This window comes from Streptomyces coeruleorubidus (assembly GCF_028885415.1).
In the GTDB taxonomy this organism is placed as follows: Bacteria; Actinomycetota; Actinomycetes; order Streptomycetales; family Streptomycetaceae; genus Streptomyces; species Streptomyces coeruleorubidus_A.
Genome location: NZ_CP118527.1, coordinates 1,726,774 through 1,748,926 on the forward strand (window position 1 = coordinate 1,726,774; position 22,153 = coordinate 1,748,926).

Consider the following 22,153-nt stretch of genomic DNA (forward strand, 5'->3'; position numbering starts at 1 on the left):
TCCCTCCGCCCCCGGCTCATGCGCCCTGGCGGGCGGCCTGCGGAGCCGGGTAGGCGGGGTCCAGGTCCTCGATCGCGCGCAGGGCGCCGCCGAGCCCCTTCACCAGCAGCTCGCACATGGTCGCGCGGGGCAGTTCGGGGCGGTCGATCCATTCGAGGGTGGCGCCCTCGACGCCGCACACCCAGGCGAGCAGGCCCATGCGCGCCAGCGGCGTGATGTCGACGCGGCCGTAGGCCCCCTCGGCGATGGTGGCGACGATGGCCTCGCGCACGCCGTCACGGATGGCGTGCACCTCGGTGTCGAAGCCGACACCGCCGCTGACGATGGTGCGGTACGCGGCCTGGTTGTGCTCGGCGTAGCGCAGATAGCTGTCGATGGTGCGCTGGACGCGGTCGACCGGGGGCAGTTCGTGTCCGCTCGCCGCCAGGGTGACCAGGTCGGTGACCGAGTCCTGGATGATGGCCAGGTAGTAGCCGCGCTTGGACTGGAAGTAGTAGTAGATCAGCCCCTTGGCGACGTGGGCCTGCCGGGCGATGTCGTCCATCGACAGGGCGTCGTAGGAGGTGTCGGCGAACAACCTCCGCCCGATCGCGATGAGTTCGGCACGGCGCGCCAGCGAGCGCTCGGTGCCGCGGGCTCTGGGACGCGCGGCAGGCTGTTGACTGATATTCAATTTCGACCCTGGTTCCAACGGGCGGCGAGGCGGGACATCCGCAGTATGGCAGGCCGGAGGGCCGGGTCATGGGTCAGGTCACAGCACGCCGCGTCAGGTCACAGCAGCCCGAGCTGGGTCACGAGCATCGCGAGGACCACGACGAGGGTCCAGCCCGCGACATGCTCGACGATCTTCGGGCCGTCGTCCTGAGGGCCGCCGGTGCGGACGCCGGCTGCGGTGACTGAGTGCGCGGTCATGTCTTCTCGCTGGTTCGGTGGTGCGGACGGACTTCCCCGGAGGGTTCGTCCACTTTGCCACCGGGAGCGGCTTGTGCGGCCGAGAGCTTGGTCACACGGGCACGCCCACGGCTGTCAGCGCCTGGCGCTGGGCCGCGCTCGGGCGTGCTGGGAAGTACAGGTAGCAGACACCGCCGGTGCCGGAGACGACCTTGCCGGAGGCGTTGTACCGCTTGGTCCGCAGCCAGATGTTCTCGTACTCCCGCCGCCGGTAGACGCGCCGCACGGCCTCGTTGCTCGCCGAGAAGGGGTCGTTGGCGATCACGTCGCCGTCGGCGGTGAAGCCGATGACGGTCATGAGGTGCCCGGCGGTGCCGTACCCGGCGCCGGTCAGCTCCTCCTTCAGGAAGGACTGGGAGGTGATGGCCGGGATGCCCGCCGCGATCAGCGTCTCCAGGGCGGTGAGCGAGCCGAGCCGGGTGACCACGCCCTGGAGGTCCTTGAACGTGGCCGCGTAGGCGGCGTTGAACGGCCAGTTGCCGCAGCCGGCGTACTGGTAGTCGTAGGTGAAGCGGGCCGCGTGGCACACCTGGGGATCGGTGTACGACGGATCCACCCAGGCCAGTTGCTCCGGGGTGAGCCGGCCGCCCCAGTACTCGACGATCATCTGGGAGGACGTCGGGCTGCACCAGGCCTCGCCGCCGTTGTCGTACTCGGGGTACCGGCCCTTGTGGATCTCCTGCGAGTACCGCGGGACGACCAGTTCCCTGGCGAGGCCGGGCGCGGAGGCCGGGACGGTGAACCGGTCGGGTACGTCGGAGCCCATCGCGCCGAGCCGCCACACGGTGGGCGTGGCCTTGGTGCCGGGCTTGCGGTAGAGGGTCAGGCGCAGCCGGTACGAGGCGAGGCGCAGGCCTGTCGACGGGTCGTCGATCGACAGGGTGTCGGTCCAGACGGTGCTCCTGCCGTCGCTCTGGTCGTCGACCGAGGTGCGCCGGATGTCCTGGTCGCCGGCCGCCCAGCGGCCCATCACGTACCAGGGAGAGCTGGTGCCGTCGGTGTAGGTGGCCTTGATCTCCGCCTGGAGCCAGGTGCCGGCCGGGGTGCGCGCGTTCCAGGAGACGATCGCCTCCGTCGCGGGGACGGCGAGCCAGTGGGCCGGGGACGTCCAGGTGCCGTACTCCCAGCGGGCGGTGGTGCCGGTGTGCGGGTCCGTGTAGTCGGTGGTTCCGGCGGGCCTCGCGATCACCACACCTGGGCGGGCGCCCGCGACGGCGCGGGTGCCCTTGGCGGTGCCGCCGTACCAGTCGCCGTACGAGGTCCAGGCCCGGTTGTCCACGGTGCGGGCCGGGACCGCCCGGGCGGGATCCGCGGTGTCGGTCGTCATGGGCTCCTCGGGGTCGGCGGCCGCCGGACCCGCGCCTGCCGTGACGGCGGCGGCGACCGCGGCGGCCAGGACGGTTCTGCGGGAGGGCTGTTCGGCTCTGCGCATGGCGGGGACCCCCGGAAGTCGGAGTCGGGCTGGGAAGCGGAGCAGGTCCGTGGCACGGTCGGTCGCACGCGTGTATGCGCCACATGGGAGCACAGCCTGCCGGGTCCCGCCAGCACTTCGACCCGCGCCACGCCCACCAATATTGGCATCGACCACTGGCACGCGCCGAGGGTGCCGTCGTTAGAGTGCTGCGCGAGATGAGTCCACCCTTCCGCCCCGCACCGGGACCCGCCGTCCGTGACCTGGCCTCCCGGATCCGCCGCCTCCCCCCTTCCTGCGGCCCGGTCCGTCTCGTCGGCGTCGACGGGCACGCCGGCTCCGGAAAGACCACGTTCGCCGAGCAGTTGGCCGCAGCGCTGGGCGGCGCGCCGGTGCTGCGCCTCGACGACATCGCCACCCACGACGAACTGTTCGACTGGACCGGGCGCCTGCTGGAGCAGGTGATCGAGCCGCTGGCCCTCGGCCGGACCGCGCACTACGCCCCCTACGACTGGCAGGCCCGCCACTTCGGTGCGCCGCGCCCCCTGCCGCCCGCTCCGGTGATCCTCGTGGAGGGCGTCGGCGCGGGACGCCGGGCGCTGCGGCCCCACCTGGCCCTGCTGGTGTGGATGGAACTGCCCCGCGAGGAGGCCTGGGCGCGGGGACGGTCGCGGGACGGTGAGGAACAGCGGGAGTTCTGGGACGGATGGGTCCCGGCGGAACGCCGGCATTTCGCCGACGATCCCTCGCGGCCGTTCGCCGATCTCCTGGTACGACAGCGAGAGAAGGGGTACGAGGTGGTTCCGGGACCTGCGGGGACCGCTGGACCGGGACCAGTCCCTCACGTACGGTGACGGACCGCCCGCAGTGTGCTGAACCTGTGAAGGGCCTTGCGGGACAACTTGCCGGAGTGGTTCAACTCGGCTTGACCGGGGGACCGTACAGGTCTTACGTTCTCAATGTGCGGCCATTCGAGCCGCCCACAGACGCGAAGCCCCCGGTTGTTCCCCCGTGATCGGGGGCTTCGTTCTGTCTTCTTCCGTTTTTCCGGGCGCCGCGCGGCGCCGAATGCTCACCCTCGGTCACCGTGCAGGAGTGTGCCGCATCCGCTCCCACCTCGCCGAACGCCCCGTGCGGCACCCTACGGGGGGGCCGCCCCCGCAGGTACGATGCCCTCGTTGCGACCTACGGACGGTTGCTTCGCGCACCTTGCAACTCCGGTCCGTGGCACAGCGGTTCGAGCAGGGCAGCCGACTGGGGGGCGGCTCGTTGGCATACCGACGGGGGCACGGTTCGTGGGGGACGTGATGGACTTCGGCACGCAGGGCCCGCAGGCCCCGGCCGACCTCGCCTGGCTGCGAGGCGTGGACGCCTACACCATGGGCGCCTATCCGCAGGCGGAGGAGGAGTTCCGCGCCGCCGTGCGGATGGACTCCGGTATGGCCGACGGCTGGCTCGGGCTGCACGCGCTGCGCGTCGACACGACGACCGCGCTGCTCCGGATGTTCCGGCACCGGGACCGCTTCGGGGAACAGCGCGCCCGCTATCGCCGCACCCTCAACTCCTGGTACTGGCTGGGCTGGTGGGTGCAGCCCGTGCTGGAGAGCCCCCGTGATCTGCTGCTCGCGCACGCCTCCCACTGGCTGGACGGGCGCCACGTCCCCGAGCTGGACCGCGCCCTCGCCGGGCTGCCGCCGGTGGACACCGACGCCCACGTCCGCTTCCTGCACGCCTGCCGCGCCTATCTGGTCAAGGACTGGGAGCAGCTGGTCCGCCACACCGACCCGCTCCTCGACGACCCGATGCTCGGCATCGAGGCGGGCCTGTTCGGCGGCATGGCCCGGGTCCGCCTGGAGATGTACGGGCAGGCCGAACCACTGCTGTCCGCCGCGCTGATGCGCTGCCGCAGCGAGCAGCCGCAACGCAAGGAGCTGCGCTACTGGCTGGCCCGGGCGCACGAGGGCACGGGCCGCAGCGCCGCGGCGCTCCCCCTGTACCGGGCCGTGCACCGCGTCGACCCCGCCTTCATGGACACCTCGGCCCGGCTCGCCGCGATCGCCGAGGGCGACGGGTACGACGACTCCACGGACCTCGCGGCGATCACGCTCACCGGCGCCGGCCAGGACGCCGTGGACGGCCCCGAAGGATTCGACCCGCTCTTCGGCACCGATGGCCGCGACGTACGACTGCCCGATCCCGAACCGCCGGCCTCCGCTCCCCTGCCTCCGGTCACCGACCCCGCGGTGCGCTCGCGGACCGGCCCGCCGCCGTCGCTGCCCGCCGGGCCCACCGACCCCGCCCTACTCGAGGAGGCGCTCGCCGAGCTGGAGCGCATGGTGGGACTGGAGCCGGTGAAACGCCAGGTCAAGGCGCTGTCGGCACAGCTGAACATGGCCCGGCTGCGGGCCGGGCAGGGCCTGCCGGTCCAGCCGCCCAAGCGGCACTTCGTCTTCTCCGGCCCCTCCGGCACCGGCAAGACCACCGTCGCCCGCATCCTCGGCCGCGTCTTCTACGCCCTCGGCCTGCTCGGCGGCGACCATCTCGTGGAGGCACAGCGGGCCGACCTGGTCGGCGAGTACCTCGGGCAGACGGCCGTGAAGGCCAACGAACTGATCGACTCGGCGCTCGGTGGCGTGCTCTTCGTCGACGAGGCGTACTCGCTGTCCAACTCGGGCTACGGCAAGGGGGACGCGTACGGCGACGAGGCGCTCCAGGTGCTGCTGAAGCGGGCCGAGGACAACCGCGACCATCTCGTGGTGATCCTGGCCGGCTACCCCGAGGGCATGGACCGCCTGCTCGCCGCCAACCCCGGGCTGTCCTCCCGTTTCACCACCCGCGTCGACTTCCCCTCCTACCGGCCCCTCGAACTCACCGAGATCGGCAAGGTGCTCGCCGCGGAGAACGGCGACCTGTGGGACGAGGAGGCCCTCGACGAACTGCGGTCCATCGCCGGGCATGTGGTGGACCAGGGGTGGATCGACGAGCTGGGCAACGGGCGGTTCCTGCGGACGCTGTACGAGAAGAGCTGCGCGTACCGGGATCTGCGGTTGTCCGTGTATCCCGGGGTGCTGGGACGGGAGGATCTGGCGACATTGCGGTTGCCGGACCTGATGCAGGCGTACGGGGAGGTGCTGTCCGGGCGGGGGCCGCAGGATCCGCCCGGACTGTAACCCGCTGAGCCTGCGGGCAGTCGTGCCGCTTGGGGCGGCACCCGTCCCACAGAGGGCGGCACCCCGTGACGCCGGGCTGCGCACCCACCGGCCTTGGCTACGTCGCCAGTACCTCCTCGCCGGACCTCGGCTCGGTCAGCCTCACTTCCCGCACCTCTCGATGCGCAGGATCCCGCACCTCCCCCACCAACAGCTCCAGCACATCCTCCAGCGCCACCAGCCCGAGCACCTTCCCGGACCCGTCGGCCACCTGGGCCAGATGCGTCGCCGCCCGCCGCATCACCGTCAGCGCGTCGTCCAACGGCAACTCGGACCGCAGCGTCGTCATGGGCCGCCACAACTGCTGCGGCACGGCCCGGTCGGAGTGCTCCAGGTCGAGGACGTCCTTGACGTGCAGGTAGCCCATGAACGCACCGTTGTCCGCGGCGACCGGGAACCGGGAGTACCCGGTGCGAGCGGTGAGCTCGACGATGCGGCCGGGGGTGACCGACGGGCTGACCGTCACCAGTGACTCGCGCATCAGCAGGACGTCCGTCACCGGGCGGGAGCCCAGTTCCAGGGCGTCCTCCAGGCTTTCGGCCTCCTCGGGATCGAGCAGGCCCGCCTGGCCGGCGTCCTCCACCAGCCGGTTGAGCTGCTCACTGGTGAAGACGGCCTCGACCTCGTCCCTGGGCTCGACGTGGAAGAGCCGCAGGATGCCCTGGGAGCAGGCCCCGAGGGCGGCGGTGATCGGCCTGCAGAAGCGGGCGAACCAGACCAGGCCGGGGCTGAGCCACAGCGCGGCCTTCTCGGGCGCCGCCATCGCCAGGTTCTTCGGGACCATCTCGCCGATGACGAGGTGGAAGAAGACCACGGCGGCGAGGGCGATGACGTAGGTGAGCGGGTGGATCATGCCGTGCGGCAGGTGGACCCACTCGAAGAGGGGCTCCAGGAGGTGCGCGACGGTCGGTTCGGCGACCGCCCCGAGCGTGAGGGAGCAGATCGTGATGCCGAACTGGGCGGCCGCCATCATCTGCGGCAGCCGCTCCAGGCCGTAGAGGACCTGCCGGGCGCGGGCCGTGCCGAGGGGTTCGATCTGGCTGCGGCGTACGGAGACGAGCGCGAACTCGGCGCCGACGAAGAAGCCGTTGGCGAGCACCAGGAGTGCGGCGAAGGTCAGTTGGAGCACGCTCATCGGGCGGCCTCCACCACGGCGACGGGGGCCGTCCTGACCAGCCGGACCCGCTCGGCGCGGTAGTGGCCGACCTGGCGTACCGACAGCCGCCAGCCGGGCAGTTCCGCCTTGTCACCGACGGCCGGGATGCGGCCCAGCAGGTCGGCGATCAGACCCGCGACGGTCTCGTACGGGCCTTCGGGCACCTCCAGGCCTATGCGCTGGAGGATGTCGACCCGGCAGCTGCCGTCGACGTCCCAGGCGAGCCTGCCGTCCTCCGGCGGTGCGGAGGCCAGCTCGGGCAGGTCGTGTCCGTCGTGCTCGTCGCGGACCTCGCCGACGATCTCCTCGACGATGTCCTCCAGCGTGACGACACCGGCCGTGCCGCCGTACTCGTCGACGACGACCGCGATCGGCTGCTCGCTGCGCAGGCGGGCGAGCAGCGGCCGTACCGGCAGCGTCTCGGGGACGAGCAGCGCCGGGCGGGCGATGCGGCCGACGGGGGTGCGCAGCCGGTCCTCCACGGGTACCGCCAGGGCGTCCTTGAGGTGGACCATGCCGACGACCTCGTCGATCCTCTCCCGGTAGACGGGGAAGCGGGACAGGCCGGTGGCGCGGGTCAGGTTGACCACGTCCTCGGCGGTGGCCGAGGACTGCAGGGCGCTGACCTTCACACGCGGCGTCATCACGTGCTGCGCGGTCAGCTCGCCCAGCGACAGGGTCCGGACGAAGAGGTCGGCCGTGTCCTGTTCCAGGGCGCCGGCCCGGGCCGAGTGACGGGCGAGGGAGACGAGTTCGCCGGGAGTGCGGGCGGAGGCCAGTTCCTCGGCGGGCTCGAAGCCCAGGGCGCGCACGAGCCGGTTCGCGACGGCGTTGAGGCCGGCGATGACCGGCCGGAACAGCCGTGCGAAGGCGTGCTGCGGGCCCGCGACGAAGCGCGCGACCTGGAGCGGCCTGGACACGGCCCAGTTCTTGGGCAGGAGCTCGCCGATCACCATCTGCACGGCGGAGGCCAGGAGCATGCCGACGACGACCGTGACACCGGAGACGGCCCCCGTGGGGACGCCGATCGAGGTGAACGGGCCGTGCAGCAGCTCGGCGAGCGCCGGTTCGGCGAGCATGCCGACGACGAGGGAGGTGATGGTGATGCCCAGCTGAGTCCCGGAGAGCTGGAAGGACAGCTCCTTGAGCGACTCGACGACGCGGTGGGCGCGCCGGTCGCCCTCGGCGGCGGCCTTCTCGGCCTCCGGCCGCTCGACCGTGACGAGTCCGAACTCGGCCGCCACGAAGAATCCGTTGGCGAGAATCAGCAGGAACGCGGCTGCCAGGAGCAGCAGGGGGATGGTCATGATGCCGCCGCCTCCGCACGGTCGCGGACACGGTCCGCGCTATGTCGGCAGGGGGCGGCGCAGGTACTGCAGGACGATCCGTCCATCGCCGGAGGGGGTCACTCCTCGGTTAGCAGGTGCCTCTGTGCACCGGGCGGGCAACAGGGGCGGAGGCGCATCCGTCGCGCCTCCGCCAACAGATTAATCAAGACACGGCCCGGTGCGGCAGTGGCGACCGCCCTGTGGATCCGCCGAGTCAGCCCCGAGGCTGTTTCGGGTCCGCGACGGAACGGGCCTCGGCGAGCGCCCGCAGGGCCCGGGCGTCGGCGATCGCGCGCTGTCGGGCGATGCCCGGCTGGATGCCGAGCGCGGGCAGGCTGGTGCCGTCGCTGAGGTTGAGGAACACCCAGGGGTCGCCGGGCCGGAGGGTCACCTGAAGGATTTCGGCCCATTCCAGCCGGCGCTTGTTGGTGAGGTTGACCACGGTGACGCCGTCCTCGTCGGCGACGACCTTGGGCCGCGCCAGCAGGAGCAGTACCGCGTCCAGCAGGAGCGCCGTGACGATGAAGCTGAGGCGCTCGGCGGGGCTGAGCTGCTTCAGCAGCATCGCGACGGCCGTGATCACCACGAGGATCGCGACGGCGGCGGTGAGCAGCACCGCGCGGGTGCTGCCCGGCCGGAAGGTGACGGGCAGGGTGGGCAGATCGGACATCGGTGCTCGCCCCTCAGAGACGGCAGGCGTGGATGGCCGTGGTCAGGATGGCCCGGGCGCCGATGTCGTACAGGTCGTCCATGATCCGCTGCGCCTCCTTGGCCGGGACCATCGCGCGGACGGCGACCCAGCCCTCGTTGTGCAGCGGGGACACGGTCGGCGACTCCAGACCGGGGGTGAGGGCGACGGCCTTCTCCAACTGCTCGACGCGGCAGTCGTAGTCCATCATCACGTACGTCCGGGCGACCAGGACGCCCTGGAGGCGGCGCAGGAACTGCTGCACCTTGGGGTCGTCGCCGTCCGCGCCGGTGCGGCGGATCACGACGGCCTCGGACCGCATGATCGGCTCGCCGACGACCTCCAGGCCCGCGTTGCGCAGCGAGGTGCCGGTCTCGACGACGTCCGCGATGACCTGGGCGACGCCGAGCTGGATGGCGGTCTCGACGGCGCCGTCGAGGTGGACGACGGAGGCGTCGATGCCGTGGTCGGCGAGGTGCCCGGCGACGATGCCCTCGTAGGAGGTGGCGACGGTCTTGCCCGCGAGGTCGGCCAGGCCGCTGATGGTTCCGGGCTTGCAGGCGTAGCGGAACGTGGAGCGGGCGAAGCCGAGGGCGAGGATCTCCTCCGCCTCGGCGCCGGAGTCGATCAGCAGGTCCCGGCCGGTGAGGCCGATGTCCAGCTGGCCGGAGGCGACGTAGATCGCGATGTCGCGGGGGCGGAGGTAGAAGAACTCGACCTCGTTCGTCGGGTCGACGATCCGCAGTTCCTTGGACTCCCGGCGCTGCTGGTAGCCGGCCTCATGCAGCATCTCCGCCGCAGGGCCTGACAGGGAACCCTTGTTGGGGACGGCGATGCGCAGCATGAGGTCGGCTTCCTTTGCGTGGGTGTCTTACGGGAACGGGTGCGGCTTACAGGTGGGCGTAGACGTCGTCGAGGGAGATGCCGCGGGCGACCATCATCACCTGGACGTGGTAGAGCAGCTGCGAGATCTCCTCGGCGGCCGCCTCCTTGCCCTCGTACTCGGCGGCCATCCACACCTCGGCGGCCTCTTCGACGACCTTCTTGCCGATGGCGTGGACGCCCTTCTCGACCAGTTCTGCGGTGCGGGAAGTGGCGGGGTCGCCCTGGGCGGCCTTGTGCTGGAGCTCGGTGAAGAGCTCCTCGAACGTCTTCTTGGACATGGTGACGCTCAGCCTATGCCACAGGTGGCTTTCGTCAGCGCCAGGGTTCGGATACTGAGCGGAGCGTCGCCGCGGTCGCGACCGCCGCCGTCACCGCCTCGTGTCCCTTGTCCTCGTTCGAGCCTTCCAGGCCGGCGCGGTCCAGGGCCTGCTCCTCGGTGTCGCAGGTCAGCACGCCGAAGCCGACGGGGACGCCGGTGTCGACGGAGACCTGGGTGAGGCCCTGGGTCACGCCTTGGCACACGTAGTCGAAGTGGGGGGTTCCGCCGCGGATGACGACGCCGAGGGCGACGATCGCGTCGTAGCCGCGGCCCGCGAGGACCTTGGCGACCACGGGGAGCTCCCAGCTGCCGGGGACCCTGAGGAGGGTCGGCTCGTCGATGCCGAGGTCGCGCAGGGCGCGCAGGGCGCCGTCGACCAGACCGTCCATCACCTTTTCGTGCCACTGTGCCGCGATGACGGCGACCCTGAGGTCACCCACATTGCGTACGGACAGCTCCGGTGCACCCTTGCCGCTCACGTCTCTCCTCAGAGCCTTCTCGCTGTGCTGTCTTACTGGTTGCCGCAGGCCGGCACGGTGGTCGTGTCCAGCCAGGGCAGATCGTGGCCCATCCGGTCCCGCTTGGTGCGCAGGTAGCGGAGGTTGTGCTCGCCGGCGCTCACCGGCATCGGCACGCGGGCCTTGACCGCGATGCCGTGGCGGACGAGCGCGTCGGTCTTGTCGGGGTTGTTGGTCAGCAGGCGCACGCTGCGCACGCCGAGGTCCTGGAGGATCTGCGCTCCGGCGCCGTAGTCGCGGGCGTCGGCGGGCAGGCCGAGTTCGAGGTTGGCGTCGAGGGTGTCGTGGCCCTGCTCCTGCAGTTCGTAGGCGCGCAGTTTGGACATCAGGCCGATGCCCCGGCCCTCGTGTCCGCGCAGGTAGACCACGACTCCCCGGCCCTCGGCCTGGATGCGGGCCAGCGAGGCGTCCAGTTGGGGGCCGCAGTCGCAGCGGGCGGAGCCGAAGACGTCGCCGGTGAGGCATTCGGAGTGGACGCGGACCAGGACGTCGTCGCCGTCGCCGATCTCGCCGTGGACCAGGGCGACGTGCTCGACGCCGTCGACGGTGGAGCGGTAGCCGTAGGCCGTGAAGGTGCCGTGGGCGGTGGGCAGTTGGGTCCTGGCCTCGCGGCGGACGGTGGGCTCGCTGCTGCGGCGGTAGGCGATCAGGTCCTCGATGGAGATGATCGTCAGGCCGTGCTTGCGGGCGAAGGGGATCAGCTCGGGCAGGCGCAGCATGGTGCCGTCCTCACCGGCGATCTCGACGATCGCGCCGGCCGGGCGCAGGCCCGCGAGGCGGGCGAGGTCGACGGCGGCCTCGGTGTGGCCGTTGCGCGTCAGGACCCCGCCGGGCCGGGCGCGCAGCGGGAAGATGTGGCCGGGGCGGACGAAGTCGTCGGGCTGGGCGGTGCCGTCGGCGAGCAGCTGGAGGGTGGTGGCGCGGTCGGAGGCCGAGATGCCGGTGCTGACGCCGTGCGCCGCGGAGGCGTCGACGGAGACCGTGAACGCGGTCTTCATCGACTCGGTGTTGTCCTGGACCATCTGCGGGAGCCTCAGCCGGTCCAGCTCCTCGCCCTCCATGGGGGCGCAGATCAGGCCGCGGCACTCGCTCATCATGAAGGCGACGATCTCGGGGGTCGCCTTCTCGGCGGCGATGACGAGGTCGCCCTCGTTCTCCCGGTCCTCGTCGTCGACGACCACGATCGGGCGGCCGGCCGCGATGTCGGCGATGGCCTGTTCGACCGGGTCGAGCGCGAAGTCCGCGAAACCGTCGGTGCCGTACAGGATCGGTGCCGTGCTCATGCCGGCGCTCCTTCCAGGGCGGGCTGCACTGCCGCGCGGGAGCGCAGCCACCAGTCGCGCAGGCCCCACAGGACGAGCCCGCCGTAGATGACGTAGACGAAGCCGGAGAAGGCGTAACCGTTGGCGAAGTTGAGGGGCACGCCGACGAGGTCGACGAGCAGCCAGGCGAACCAGAACTCGACCATGCCGCGGGCCTGGGCGTACATCGCGACGATGGTGCCGACGAAGATGTACGCGTCCGGCCAGGGGTCCCAGGACAGGGTCGGGTACGCCTTGAAGAGGAGCGCCACCGCGACCGTACCCGCGGCGGCCGCGGCGATCATCGCTCCGCGTTCGCGCCAGGTGGCGAACCGTACGGCGATGTGGCCGTCCTCCGCCTGGCTCCTGCCGCGGTTCCACTGCCACCAGCCGTACAGCGCGACGGCCATGACGACCGCCTGCTTGCCCGCGCTGCCGGTCAGATGACCGAAGAAGGCCCCGAAGAGGATCAGGCCGGCCAGGAACTGCACGGGCCACGTCCAAATGGAGCGCCGCCAGCCGAGGGCGAGGGCTGCCAGGCCGAAGAGGTTGCCGATCATGTCCGACCAGAGGATGTGCTGGTCGAAGAGGACGAAGGCCTCGGAGTTCAGCGAGTTCACTTGGCCGCCCCTTGCGCACGGTCGCCCAGCATCCGCTCGACGTACTTGGCGATGACGTCCACCTCGAGGTTGACCGGGTCGCCGGGCTGCTTGTGGCCGAGCGTGGTCAGGGCGAGGGTGGTGGGGATGAGGCTGACGGTGAAGTAGTCGGGGCCGGCGTCGACGACGGTGAGGCTGATGCCGTCGACGGTGATGGAGCCCTTCTCGACGACGTACCGGGTGAGGTCCGCGGGCAGGGAGATCTTCACGATCTCCCAGTTGTCGGACGGCTTGCGTTCCAGGATCTCGCCGGTGCCGTCCACGTGGCCCTGCACGATGTGCCCGCCGAGGCGTTCGCCGACGGCCATGGGGCGTTCGAGGTTGACGCGGGAGCCGGCCTTGAGCGCGCCGAGGCTGGAGCGGTTGAGGGTCTCGGCCATCACGTCGGCGGTGAACTCGTCGCCCTCGTGGTCGACGACCGTGAGGCAGACGCCGTTGACCGCGATGGAGTCGCCGTGTTTCGCGCCCTGGGTGACGACGGGGCCTCGCAGGCGGAAGCGACAGGCGTCGTCGAGGGTCTCGACGGCGGTGACCTCGCCCAGCTCTTCGACGATTCCGGTGAACACTTCCCGGGTCCTCCTGCCTCTTCGGGCACGGACTCCGGGGCTGTCGATGACGACAGAGGATACGAGCGAGGACACCGGGAACGACGCCGGACGGAGTCCGCCCGAGGGCGGACTTCTTCGGCGGCGCGCATGTATGCCCGCTCGCCGCGCACTGCCTCCCATCCGGACTTTAACCGTCGGTCCAGGAATTTCACCTGGTCAACCGGCCGCTGGAGGCGACCGGGTCGCGGACTGTAACCGCCGGTTCGGACTTTCACCGACCCCGGAGTGCGCTGCTACTGATACATGGCCAGTGTGCCACGCCTGATCGATGTCCAGACGGGCGAACGGTGTGGGCTGCCTCACAGAACGTGTCACCGCCCTTCCCGAGCGCGACGGACCGGTCCAACTCCCCTGCGTGCGTCCGCGCTTGACGGACTCCGGGTTGGTACGCACCTATTGACGCTGTGGTCTAGTCCTTTCTAGGGTCGTGGGCATCTGCGCAGACCGGCCCGGCGGCGGTGACGACGGCCCTTGCCCGCCGTCGGGCCCTCCCACGCCGTACGGACGGTGTTCTGGCAGGGTGAGGCGTATGACCACCACGCTCGCCGACGAGTTCGAGACCCACCGGCCCCGGCTGTTCTCGCTCGCCTACCGGCTGCTGGGCTCCGCCGAGGAGGCGGAGGACGCGGTCCAGGACGCGTATCTGCGCTTCAGCGGGGCGGACCGTACGGGGATCGAGCATCCGGCGGCCTGGCTCGCCAAGGTCGTCACCAACCTCTGCCTGAACCGGCTGACCTCCGCCCGGGCCCGGCGCGAGCGGTACGTCGGGACCTGGCTGCCCGAGCCGGTGGTGACCGCGGACGACACGCTCGGCCCGCTGGAGTCGGCCGAGCAGCGGGACGCCGTGTCGATGGCGATGCTGGTGCTGCTGGAGCGGCTCACGCCGGCCGAGCGGGCGGTGTACGTGCTGCGGGAGGCGTTCGGGTACGGGCACCGGGAGATCGCCGGGGTGCTGGATCTGGGCGAGGCCAACTGCCGCCAGCTGTACCGGCGGGCCGTGCGGCGGGTGGGCGAGCCGCAGGCCCGGTTCGAGGCCGCGTCCGAGCGGCAGGAGGAGCTCGTCACGTCGTTCATCACGGCGGCCCGCGACGGCGACCTGGCCGGGCTGGAGAAGCTGCTCGCGGCCGACGCCACCTGGTGGAGCGACGGGGGCGGGAAGGTCACCGCGGCCCGGTGGCCGATCGAGGGCGGGCTCAAGGTCGCCCGGTTCGTGGCGGGCGGGGGCCCGAAGTTCGCGGTGGGCCTGGAGTTCACCGTCACGGAGGTCAACGGTGCGACGGGGCTTGCCAGCTGGGCGGGCGACACGCTCGTCGGCCTGGCGGCGTTCGAGGTGCGCGACGGGCTGGTCGTGGGGGTGCGGGCCGTGGTCAACCCGGAGAAGCTGGCGTTCGCACGGCGTCAGCTCACTCGGCGGTAGACGCCCGCCGGGCGGGGTCTCGGGATCGGCGGGCGGGGTCTCGGGGACGCCGGGCGCGGTCTCGGGATCGGCGGGCGTGGTCTCGGGATCGGCGGGCGTGGTCCCGGGGACACCGGACGCGGACTCCGGATCACCGGACGCAATCCCGGGGACACCGGACGCGGTCCCGGGGCTGCCGAGCGCGGTCTCCGGATCGCCGGGTGCGGTTCCGGGGACACCGGGCGCAGTTTCCGGATCGCGGGGGGGCAGTTCCGGTGACGCCGAACGCGGTTCCGGGGACACCGGGCGCAGTTTCCGGATCGCCGGGGGCAGTTCCGGTGACGCCGAACGCGGTTCCGGTGACACCGAACGCGTCCTGGGAACACCGGACACAGTCCCGGGATCGCCCGGCGCCGTCTGTCACATCCGGCAGGGGCTGTTCGGTCTCAGTTGGCGAGGGGCGCTCCGTCCGGGGGCGCCTGGCGTTCGAAGGGGCTGAACAACATGACCACGATCCTGGTGACCGGCGGCACCGGAACGCTCGGCCGGCTCGTCGCCGAGCGGCTGCGCGCGGACGGGCACGAGGTGCGGGTGCTCAGCCGGCACACCCAGCCGTACGCGGTCGACCTGCGGGAGGGCGGTGGCGCGCTGGACGCGGCCGTCGCCGGTGTGGACACGATCGTGCACTGCGCGTCGTCACCGAAGGGCGACGAGCGGGCGGCGGCGAACCTGATCAGGGCGGCGCGCGGGGCCGGTGTGCGGCACCTCGTCTACATCTCCATCGTGGGCGTCGACCGGGTGCCGCTCCCTTACTACAAGAGCAAGCTCGCGGTGGAGAGGCTGGTCGAGGAGTCGGGGCTGGGCTGGACCGTGCTGCGGGCGACGCAGTTCCACGACCTGGTCGTCATGCTGCTCCAGGGGCTTTCGAAGCTGCCGGTCCTGTTCCTGCCGGCCGGTGTCCGGGACCAGCCGGTCGAAGTGGCCGAGGTCGCCGACCGGCTGGCCGGACTGGCGGCGGGGGCGCCGGCGGGGCGGGTCGAGGACATGGGCGGACCGCAGGTGCGGACGCTCGAGTCCCTGGCCCGCGCGTATCTCAAGGCGACCGGCCGGCGCCGGGCGGTCGTGAACGTACCGCTGCGGGGCGCGGCGTACCGGGGCTTCCGCGGCGGTGGTCACCTGACGCCACAGCGGGCGACCGGCACGGGCACGTTCGAGGAGTACCTGGCGCGGCGGTACGGGGGCGAGCAGGCGCAGGCCGGCAGCGGGCGGACCAGGGCGTGACACCCGGGGAGGGTCTACCACCTCTGAACCGGCCGCTCCCCCGGGGTGAAGAGTTCCTCCTGGGCACGCTCGCGGGCCGTGAGGAGCGCGCCGCGTAGGACCGCGCCGCCGCCGAGTGTGGTCGTCCGTACCTCCGTGGGCAGAGGGGTCATCCGGGCGATGCGGTCCTGCACCCGGGCCGCGAGTTCGTCGCCGCCCGCCTGGCCGACCTCGCCGCCGAGCACCACGCAGCCGGGGTCCAGGATCGCGACGACGGACGCGACGCCGACGGCGATACGGTCGGCGAGGGCGTCGAGGAAACGGGCGGCGGGGACGGCCGTGGGGGACTCGGACGCCCCGGCCCCCGTCTCCGCCTCCCGCGCTTCGCGCACCGCCGACCGCACCACACCGACCGCCGCCCTCACCACCCCCACCACCGACGGCTCCTGCCCCGGCTCCGCCGCAACCCCGTACCGCGCCGCGAGGTCCACGACCGCGTCCGACGCGGCCAGGGAGTGGAAGCCGCCCTCGCAGTCCTTAGAGGACGGCAGCGCGGCCGTGCCCGGGACCGGGAGGAAGCCGATCTCGCCGGTGCCGCCGGAGGCACCGCGGCGCAGCGCGCCGTCGAGGACCACCGCCGCGCCGGTTCCGTGGCCCAGCCACAGCAGGACGAAGGTGTCCCGGTCCCGGGCCACCCCGTCGCGCTGCTCCGCCAGCGCCGCGAGGTTGGTCTCGTTCTCCACGCTCACCCGGGCCTCGGGCAGCCGCTCCTGGAGGGCGGCGACGAGCCGGCGGTGCCACTCCGGCAGCCCGGAGGAGTCGCGGAGTTCGCCGCTGGCCGGGTCGATCAGGCCGGGCGCCCCGATCCCGACGGTGTGCAGCCGGTCGGCGTCGGCCTCCTTCACCACGCGCTCGACCAGCATGACCGCCTGCTCCACGGCGGGGCCCGTGCCCGTGCCATCGCCGATGGGCGCCGACGCCTCGGCCAGCACCCGTCCCACCAGGTCGGCGACGGTCACGGCGACGCCCTCGGTGCGTACGTCCAGCGCGGCGAGGTGCGCCCGGTCGGCGACGATGCCGTACACCCTGGCGTTGGGTCCGCGCCGCTGCTCCCCCGCCTCGCCGACCACCGCGATCAGCCCGGCGGCGGTGAGGCGTTCGACGAGGTCGGCGACGGTCGGCCGGGACAGACCGGTCAGCTGCTTCAACTGCCCTGCCGTCAGCGGGCCCTCCTGCTGGAGCAGACGCAGGGCGAGCCGGTCGTTGATGGCCCGGGCGGTGCTCGGGGATGCGGGCATGCCGGGATCCTTCCAGATCTGCGGGGCCGCACGGCCGCGTCCTCCGGCCAGCCGGCAATCCCCTTATCTATCAGGCAGGGTTCCTGATAGTTTACGCCCGCCAGCGCACTCCCCCGCCCGCCATGGACGTGGAGACGCGAGGCGAGCGGGGAACACCAGGAGAGGACGGGGCCGGAGAATGAGCAACGTGGTCTACGAACAGCACGAGGTGAAGCGGTCGCGGTACGCCGTGGCCGCCGTGTTCGCCGTGCACGGCGCCGTGACCGGCTCGTTCGCCACCCGCGTGCCGTGGATCCAGGACCACGCGGGCGTCAGCGCCGGACAGTTGGGGATCGCGCTCGCCTTCCCCGCGCTCGGCGCGTCCGTCGCGATGCCGCTCGCCGGCAGCGTCAGCCACCGCTTCGGTGCCCGCAACGCGCTGCGCGGCCTGATCGCCCTGTGGACGCTGTCGCTCGTCCTGCCGTCCCTCGCCCCGAACATGCTCACGCTCTGCCTGGCCCTGTTCACCTACGGCGCCACGGCGGGCATGGCGGACGTGGCGATGAACGCGCTGGGCGTCGAGGTCGAGAACCGCCTCGGCCGGTCGATCATGTCCGGACTGCACGGCTTGTGGAGCGCGGGCGCCCTGGTCGGCTCAGCGGCCGGCACGCTCGCCGCGCACCTCGGCGCGGACGCCCGGCTGCACCACGTGCTGGCCGCCGCGGTCCTCACGGTCATCGGCGTGCTGTCCTGCCAGTGGGTGCTCGACCTCCAGCCCGCCGAGGACGAGGAGCCGCCGCCGAGGTTCGCGCTGCCGCCCCGGTCGGCGCTGCTCATCGGCGCGATCGGATTCTGCGCGGTGTTCGCCGAGGGCGCGAGCCTGGACTGGTCGGCGGTCTACCTGCGCGAACAGTTGGAGACCTCGGCCGCTCTCGCGGCGGCGTGCACGACGGGCTTCACGCTCACCATGGCCATCGCCCGGATCGCCGGCGACCGGATCGTGGACCGCTTCGGCGCCGTGCGGACCGTGCGCGCGAGCGGTGTGCTCGCCGTCCTGGGCGGGCTGATGATCGTCGTGGCGGAGCAGCCGGCGGTGGCGATGGCCGGGTTCGCGCTGATGGGGCTGGGCATCGCCGTCGTCGTGCCGCTGTGCTTCGCGGCGGCGGGCCGCAGCGGGGCCAACCCCAGCCTGGCCATCGCGGGCGTCGCGACCATCACGTACACCTCGGGCCTGATCGCGCCGAGCGCGATCGGCATGCTGGCGCAGGTGACCAGCCTGATGGTGTCGTTCGCTCTGGTGACGCTGCTGTCCTGCGGACTGGTGGCGTTCGCGCGCGTGCTGCGCCCCGGCGACCGGGCGAAGACCAGCCGGCCGGACACGGTGGTCCCCGACCCGCGGCCCTGAGCGGACACCCGGCCTGAGCGGACGCCCGACCGCACTGGTCGGCCCCGGTCACCGCCACCGCCGACGCACCCCGACAATGGTCCGGACACTCGCACGCACGACGAAAGCGAAACCGCACCATGGATCTCGGCGTCCGCTGGAAACTGCACGGCGACGGACGCACCCCGGCGCCCGGCGCGGTGGTCCGCCCCGACGAGCGGCTCTCCTGGCCCCGCACGGCCGGGCTCGGCGCCCAGCACGTGGTGGCCATGTTCGGCGCGTCCTTCGTGGCACCGGTGCTGATGGGCCTGGACCCGAACCTCGCGATCATGATGTCGGGCGTCGCGACGGTCGTGTTCCTGCTCGCCACCCGCGGTCGCGTCCCCAGCTATCTGGGCTGCTCGCTGTCCTTCGTCGGCGTGGCGGCGGTCATCCGTGCCCAGGGCGGCAGCAGCGCCACCGTCACCGGCGCGGTCTTCGTCGTCGGCGCCGCGCTGTTCCTGGTGGGGCTCGCCGTGCGGCGGTTCGGGGCGCGGATCATCCACGCCACGATGCCGCCGATCGTGACCGGCGCGGTGGTGATGCTGATCGGCTTCAACCTGGCGCCGGTGACGGCCTCGACGTACTGGCCGCAGGACCAGTGGACGGCCTTGCTCGTGATGCTCTTCACCAGGCTGGCGGTCGTCTGTCTGCGCGGTTTCTGGTCGCGGATCGCGATCTTCCTGGGGCTGGTCTTCGGGTACGGCATCTCCTGGGTCTTCGACCTGGTCTTCGGCAAGATCCACTCGGTGGACGCGAGCGGCAAGCTCACCGACCACTGGCGGCTCGACCTCTCCGGTGTGGGCCAGGCCGACTGGATCGGGCTGCCGACCCTGCACGGCCCGTCGTTCGAGTGGTCGGCGATCCTGGTCGCCCTGCCGGTCGTCATCGCGCTGGTCGCGGAGAACGCCGGGCACGTCAAGGCGGTCGGCGAGATGACCGGCGACCCGCTGGACGACAAGCTCGGCACGGCGATCGCGGCCGACGGCGTCGGCTCGATGCTGTCCACCGCGGTCGGCGGCCCGCCCAACACCACGTACTCCGAGAACATCGGCGTGATGGCCGCGACCCGCGTCTACTCGACGGCCGCCTACTGGGCCGCCGCCGGCTTCGCCCTGCTCTTCGGCCTCTGCCCGAAGTTCGGCGCGGTCGTCGCGGCGATCCCGGGCGGGGTGCTCGGCGGGATCACCGTCATCCTGTACGGCATGATCGGCCTGCTCGGCGCCCAGATCTGGATCAACGCCGAGGTGGACCTGCGCAATCCGCTGAACCTGGTCCCGGCGGCCGCGGGCATCATCATCGGCGTCGGCAACGTCTCCATGGAGATCACGGACTCCTTCTCGCTGAGCGGCATCGCGCTCGGCACGCTCGTCGTCATCACCGGCTACCACGCGCTGCGGGCCTTCGCCCCGCCCCACCTGAAGACGCAGCAGCCGCTGCTGGACGAGGGCACCAGCTCCTACGACGAGGCCAAGTCGTAGGCGTACGACGCCGTGAACGTCCCCGGCTTGCCCTTGCAGCCGTCCGACTCCCCCGGCAGCTTGACCCACAGGTAGGCGTCGATCCGGTCCTCGCCGGTGCTGAGGGTCGGTGTCCGGCCGAGCTTGCGGCCCGCCGGGTCGCACCAGGTGCCGTCGGGCGGGGCGCCGTTGCCGTTGCGGCTGGTGTCGATGACGGCGCCCAGGCCCGCCGGGCCGTCGAGCGCGTCGAGGACCCGCCGGTCGTAGGCCACCTCGTCGGCCGTGGTGTGGAAGTTGGAGACGTTGCTGAAGATCCCGTCGGAGGACTCTGGCGAGGCGGCACCGGCCTGCCGCAGCCACGTCGCCTGCTTGCCGGGCGCGTTCCAGCCCGAGTGTCCCGCGTCGAAGTACACGCGGGCCCGGGGGTTGGCGGCCTTCAGGACGCGTCCGGCCCGGGCCAGTGAGGCGAAGCGGTCCGCGCGCTCACCGGGGGACAGGCACTCTGCCTGGGCGACCGAGTCCGGCTCCAGGACGACGATGACCTCGCCGGAGCCCAGTCCGTCGGCGAACCGGTCGATCCAGGCGTCGTAGGCGTCCAGGTCGGGCGCCCCGCCCTGGGAGTGACCGCCGCAGTCCCGGCCGGGGATCGCGTAGGGCACGAGGACGGGCACCCGGCCCAGTGCGGCACCGCCCGACGTCACCGCTGCGACCCGGGCGGTGAGCGTGTCCGGGGAGTAGTCGGCGAACCAGACGGCGGCCGGCTGGTCGGCGATGCGGGAGGCGATGACCGCGTGGCGGGGATCGCCGGAGTTGGCACGGACCCAGTCGAGCACCTGCGAGTCGGGGTGGCGGTGGAGCCGCGGGCTCACGGGGACGGTCCGCTCCTGCTTCTTCCGGGTTGTCGACGGCGACGGCGTGGGGCTCGGTGTGCTGGGCGCGGAGGTGACGGGCGTGGGGGAAGCGGACTCGGTGGCCGACGGGGACGCCGACGGCACCGCGGGCAGGGGCGCCATACGGGGCGACGCGGACACCTGGGGGCGCCTGGCCTGGTCCGAGCCGCTCCGGTCGTCCAACGCCGACAGCACCCCGGCGACCGAGCCGGCCGCGACCACGAGGGAGGCCGCCACGACCATCGCGCCACGCCGGACGGCGCGCCTGCGCTCGGCCCTGCGGGCGGCCAGGCGCTGGGCACGTAAGCCTGACACGGTGCCGGTCCCCCTCCCCCTGCGGCGGGCGGTGTTCCCCCGTTTCGGGGAAGCGCCGGGCCCGCCGGTACTCCCGCCAGCCTAGAGCTGGGACTCTGCCCGCATGCCGCGATGCGAACAAGTCCCCCCAGCCGTGGACACACCGGTCGACGGAGTCATCTCCCGTATGCGCGCCCTCGACGCGACTCTGCACCCCCGGGACGGGGTGGCCGTCTTCAACCGCGTCTATCTCGCCGTGACGGAAGTGGTGGACCGGTACGTCGACACCGGGCGGTTCGCGGACCCGTACGCCGCGATCACGCTGGACGTACGGTTCGCGCAGCGGTACCTGGACGCCGTCGAGGCGGCGGCGAAGGACCGGCGCGCACCGGCCTGCTGGCGGCCGCTGTTCCAGTTCCGCCGCCATCCCGGGGTACGGCCGTTGCAGTTCGCACTCGCGGGCATCAACGCGCACATCGGGCACGATCTCGCGCTGGCCGTCGTGGACACCTGCCGTACGCTCGGCTGCGCACCCGCCGACCTGGAGGACGAGTTCGACGCGGTGGGCGATCTCCTCGTCTCGCTGGAGGAGCGCATCCGCGAAGATCTGATGCCGGGCCCCGACCTGCTCCAGATCGCCGACCCGCTGACCCATCTGCTGGGCTCGTGGAGCCTGGAGCGGGCCCGCGACGCGGCGTGGACGGCGGCCCGGGCCCTGTGGGCCCTGCGGGGACTCCCCGACATCGCCGGGGAGTTCACGCAGCACCTGGACACGGCGGTGGGCCTCGCGGGGCGCATGCTGCTCACGCCGTTGCAGCGCTGATCCAACTCGGTTGCCCGGGCGTCGGCTTGGGGCGTGGGCCGGGTGACAGGATCGTTCACAACGCTGTGCGCGCATGGTCGGATTACGCGCGTGGCGGGCTCGTCGGCGCAGCTCGGTGCTCATGGTCCTCGATGCCCTGGGCGGCGTTTCCTGGGTCGCGCTCGGGCTCTTGCTCGCCCTGGTCTGGGGCAGCTTCGTCGGGTTCGTCACGCGCAGCGAGGACGAGGACGGGCCCGGTGGTGCTGCGGTGGGAACGGCACCCCGTCCGATCAGTCGTCCTATGTCGAGGAGATCGAG

Annotated in this window: 20 protein-coding genes, 1 pseudogene and 1 riboswitch; of the genes and pseudogenes, 7 read left to right on the forward strand and 14 right to left on the reverse strand. The window is 72.1% G+C overall.

Annotated elements, in window-relative coordinates; all coding sequences use genetic code 11:
- Window positions 1-16 precede the first annotated feature (16 nt).
- The 3 genes from PV963_RS08040 to PV963_RS08050 form a co-directional block, all read right to left on the reverse strand.
- Complete coding sequence (locus tag PV963_RS08040) at window positions 17-673, reverse strand: TetR/AcrR family transcriptional regulator (protein ID WP_274814955.1); 657 nt, start codon at window positions 671-673, stop codon at window positions 17-19.
- A gap of 98 nt (window positions 674-771) precedes the next feature.
- Window positions 772-912 carry an SCO1431 family membrane protein gene (locus PV963_RS08045; RefSeq protein ID WP_274814956.1) on the reverse strand — a complete coding sequence of 47 codons (141 nt, stop codon included), beginning with the start codon at window positions 910-912 and terminating at the stop codon, window positions 772-774.
- A 91-nt stretch (window positions 913-1,003) separates the two neighbouring features.
- On the reverse strand, window positions 1,004-2,383 hold the full coding sequence (locus PV963_RS08050; RefSeq protein WP_274814957.1) for a peptidase C39 family protein: 1,380 nt from the start codon (window positions 2,381-2,383) through the stop codon (window positions 1,004-1,006).
- A 197-nt stretch (window positions 2,384-2,580) separates the two neighbouring features.
- Between PV963_RS08050 and PV963_RS08055 the strand changes: the two are divergent.
- Both PV963_RS08055 and PV963_RS08060 read left to right on the forward strand, forming a co-directional pair.
- Window positions 2,581-3,238: pseudogene (locus PV963_RS08055) on the forward strand (uridine kinase family protein).
- Window positions 3,239-3,669: 431 nt separating this feature from the next.
- On the forward strand, window positions 3,670-5,532 hold the full coding sequence (locus PV963_RS08060; protein WP_274821968.1) for an AAA family ATPase: 1,863 nt from the start codon (window positions 3,670-3,672) through the stop codon (window positions 5,530-5,532).
- A gap of 97 nt (window positions 5,533-5,629) precedes the next feature.
- Here PV963_RS08060 and PV963_RS08065 read toward each other — a convergent pair whose 3' ends face one another.
- From PV963_RS08065 to PV963_RS08105, 9 genes are all read right to left on the reverse strand, one after another.
- Window positions 5,630-6,706, reverse strand: coding sequence for a hemolysin family protein (locus PV963_RS08065; RefSeq protein WP_274814958.1), 1,077 nt, complete (start codon window positions 6,704-6,706; stop codon window positions 5,630-5,632).
- The gene (locus PV963_RS08070) at window positions 6,703-8,034 is read right to left on the reverse strand and encodes a hemolysin family protein (protein ID WP_274814959.1); all 1,332 of its coding nucleotides are present in this window, start codon (window positions 8,032-8,034) and stop codon (window positions 6,703-6,705) included. Before PV963_RS08070 ends, PV963_RS08065 begins: the two co-directional genes overlap by 4 nt.
- 235 nt (window positions 8,035-8,269) lie before the next feature.
- Window positions 8,270-8,725 carry a PH domain-containing protein gene (locus PV963_RS08075; RefSeq protein WP_274814960.1) on the reverse strand — a complete coding sequence of 152 codons (456 nt, stop codon included), beginning with the start codon at window positions 8,723-8,725 and terminating at the stop codon, window positions 8,270-8,272.
- 13 nt (window positions 8,726-8,738) lie between these two features.
- Complete coding sequence (gene hisG, locus PV963_RS08080; protein ID WP_274814961.1) at window positions 8,739-9,587, reverse strand: ATP phosphoribosyltransferase; 849 nt, start codon at window positions 9,585-9,587, stop codon at window positions 8,739-8,741.
- 46 nt (window positions 9,588-9,633) lie between these two features.
- Window positions 9,634-9,906 carry a phosphoribosyl-ATP diphosphatase gene (locus PV963_RS08085; RefSeq protein WP_003988914.1) on the reverse strand — a complete coding sequence of 91 codons (273 nt, stop codon included), beginning with the start codon at window positions 9,904-9,906 and terminating at the stop codon, window positions 9,634-9,636.
- A 34-nt stretch (window positions 9,907-9,940) separates the two neighbouring features.
- On the reverse strand, window positions 9,941-10,426 hold the full coding sequence (gene ribH, locus PV963_RS08090) for a 6,7-dimethyl-8-ribityllumazine synthase (RefSeq protein ID WP_274814963.1): 486 nt from the start codon (window positions 10,424-10,426) through the stop codon (window positions 9,941-9,943).
- Window positions 10,427-10,458: 32 nt separating this feature from the next.
- On the reverse strand, window positions 10,459-11,748 hold the full coding sequence (locus PV963_RS08095; protein ID WP_274814964.1) for a bifunctional 3,4-dihydroxy-2-butanone-4-phosphate synthase/GTP cyclohydrolase II: 1,290 nt from the start codon (window positions 11,746-11,748) through the stop codon (window positions 10,459-10,461).
- On the reverse strand, window positions 11,745-12,386 hold the full coding sequence (locus PV963_RS08100) for a nicotinamide mononucleotide transporter family protein (protein WP_274814965.1): 642 nt from the start codon (window positions 12,384-12,386) through the stop codon (window positions 11,745-11,747). The genes PV963_RS08095 and PV963_RS08100 overlap by 4 nt, the downstream gene beginning before the upstream one ends.
- On the reverse strand, window positions 12,383-12,991 hold the full coding sequence (locus PV963_RS08105) for a riboflavin synthase (protein WP_274814966.1): 609 nt from the start codon (window positions 12,989-12,991) through the stop codon (window positions 12,383-12,385). The genes PV963_RS08100 and PV963_RS08105 overlap by 4 nt, the downstream gene beginning before the upstream one ends.
- A 144-nt stretch (window positions 12,992-13,135) precedes the next feature.
- Window positions 13,136-13,266: riboswitch (FMN riboswitch) on the reverse strand.
- A gap of 296 nt (window positions 13,267-13,562) precedes the next feature.
- Here PV963_RS08105 and PV963_RS08110 point away from each other — a divergent pair.
- Entirely contained in the window at window positions 13,563-14,450 is an 888-nt protein-coding gene (locus PV963_RS08110) for an RNA polymerase sigma-70 factor (protein WP_274814967.1), read from the forward strand.
- Window positions 14,451-14,933: 483 nt separating this feature from the next.
- Window positions 14,934-15,710, forward strand: coding sequence for an SDR family oxidoreductase (locus PV963_RS08115; RefSeq protein ID WP_274814968.1), 777 nt, complete (start codon window positions 14,934-14,936; stop codon window positions 15,708-15,710).
- 14 nt (window positions 15,711-15,724) lie between these two features.
- Here the strand turns inward: PV963_RS08115 and PV963_RS08120 are convergent, their stop codons facing one another.
- Window positions 15,725-16,987: an ROK family transcriptional regulator gene (locus tag PV963_RS08120; protein ID WP_274814969.1), complete on the reverse strand. Its 1,263-nt coding sequence runs from the start codon at window positions 16,985-16,987 to the stop codon at window positions 15,725-15,727.
- Between the two features lie 178 nt (window positions 16,988-17,165).
- Between PV963_RS08120 and PV963_RS08125 the strand changes: the two genes are divergently transcribed.
- Together PV963_RS08125 and PV963_RS08130 are read left to right on the forward strand one after the other, a co-directional pair.
- Window positions 17,166-18,371: an MFS transporter gene (locus tag PV963_RS08125; RefSeq protein WP_274814970.1), complete on the forward strand. Its 1,206-nt coding sequence runs from the start codon at window positions 17,166-17,168 to the stop codon at window positions 18,369-18,371.
- A 119-nt stretch (window positions 18,372-18,490) separates the two neighbouring features.
- A complete protein-coding gene (locus PV963_RS08130) occupies window positions 18,491-19,870 on the forward strand; it encodes a uracil-xanthine permease family protein (protein ID WP_274814971.1) in 1,380 nt (459 codons plus the stop codon).
- Here PV963_RS08130 and PV963_RS08135 read toward each other — a convergent pair.
- Window positions 19,849-20,982, reverse strand: a complete 1,134-nt coding sequence (locus tag PV963_RS08135; RefSeq protein ID WP_274821969.1) for a glycoside hydrolase family 6 protein — start codon at window positions 20,980-20,982, stop codon at window positions 19,849-19,851. The genes PV963_RS08130 and PV963_RS08135 overlap by 22 nt on opposite strands.
- Window positions 20,983-21,157: 175 nt before the next feature.
- On the opposite strand from PV963_RS08135, the gene PV963_RS08140 reads away from it, so the two are divergent.
- Window positions 21,158-21,856 (forward strand): DUF5995 family protein, encoded by a 699-nt coding sequence (locus PV963_RS08140; protein WP_274814972.1) that lies wholly within the window; start codon window positions 21,158-21,160, stop codon window positions 21,854-21,856.
- Window positions 21,857-22,153 lie beyond the last annotated feature (297 nt).

Excerpts from the sequence above, each read along its gene's own strand:
- PV963_RS08045 (WP_274814956.1), bottom strand. The coding sequence starts at position 912 with ATGACCGCGCACTCAGTCACCGCAGCCGGCGTCCGCACCGGCGGCCCT.
- PV963_RS08050 (WP_274814957.1), bottom strand. The coding sequence starts at position 2,383 with ATGCGCAGAGCCGAACAGCCCTCCCGCAGAACCGTCCTGGCCGCCGCG.
- PV963_RS08060 (WP_274821968.1), top strand. The coding sequence starts at position 3,670 with ATGGACTTCGGCACGCAGGGCCCGCAGGCCCCGGCCGACCTCGCCTGG.
- PV963_RS08065 (WP_274814958.1), bottom strand. The coding sequence starts at position 6,706 with ATGAGCGTGCTCCAACTGACCTTCGCCGCACTCCTGGTGCTCGCCAAC.
- PV963_RS08070 (WP_274814959.1), bottom strand. The coding sequence starts at position 8,034 with ATGACCATCCCCCTGCTGCTCCTGGCAGCCGCGTTCCTGCTGATTCTC.
- PV963_RS08075 (WP_274814960.1), bottom strand. The coding sequence starts at position 8,725 with ATGTCCGATCTGCCCACCCTGCCCGTCACCTTCCGGCCGGGCAGCACC.
- hisG (WP_274814961.1), bottom strand. The coding sequence starts at position 9,587 with ATGCTGCGCATCGCCGTCCCCAACAAGGGTTCCCTGTCAGGCCCTGCG.
- PV963_RS08085 (WP_003988914.1), bottom strand. The coding sequence starts at position 9,906 with ATGTCCAAGAAGACGTTCGAGGAGCTCTTCACCGAGCTCCAGCACAAG.
- PV963_RS08095 (WP_274814964.1), bottom strand. The coding sequence starts at position 11,748 with ATGAGCACGGCACCGATCCTGTACGGCACCGACGGTTTCGCGGACTTC.
- PV963_RS08110 (WP_274814967.1), top strand. The coding sequence starts at position 13,563 with ATGACCACCACGCTCGCCGACGAGTTCGAGACCCACCGGCCCCGGCTG.
- PV963_RS08115 (WP_274814968.1), top strand. The coding sequence starts at position 14,934 with ATGACCACGATCCTGGTGACCGGCGGCACCGGAACGCTCGGCCGGCTC.
- PV963_RS08120 (WP_274814969.1), bottom strand. The coding sequence starts at position 16,987 with ATGCCCGCATCCCCGAGCACCGCCCGGGCCATCAACGACCGGCTCGCC.
- PV963_RS08125 (WP_274814970.1), top strand. The coding sequence starts at position 17,166 with ATGAGCAACGTGGTCTACGAACAGCACGAGGTGAAGCGGTCGCGGTAC.
- PV963_RS08130 (WP_274814971.1), top strand. The coding sequence starts at position 18,491 with ATGGATCTCGGCGTCCGCTGGAAACTGCACGGCGACGGACGCACCCCG.
- PV963_RS08135 (WP_274821969.1), bottom strand. The coding sequence starts at position 20,982 with ATGGTCGTGGCGGCCTCCCTCGTGGTCGCGGCCGGCTCGGTCGCCGGG.
- PV963_RS08140 (WP_274814972.1), top strand. The coding sequence starts at position 21,158 with ATGCCGCGATGCGAACAAGTCCCCCCAGCCGTGGACACACCGGTCGAC.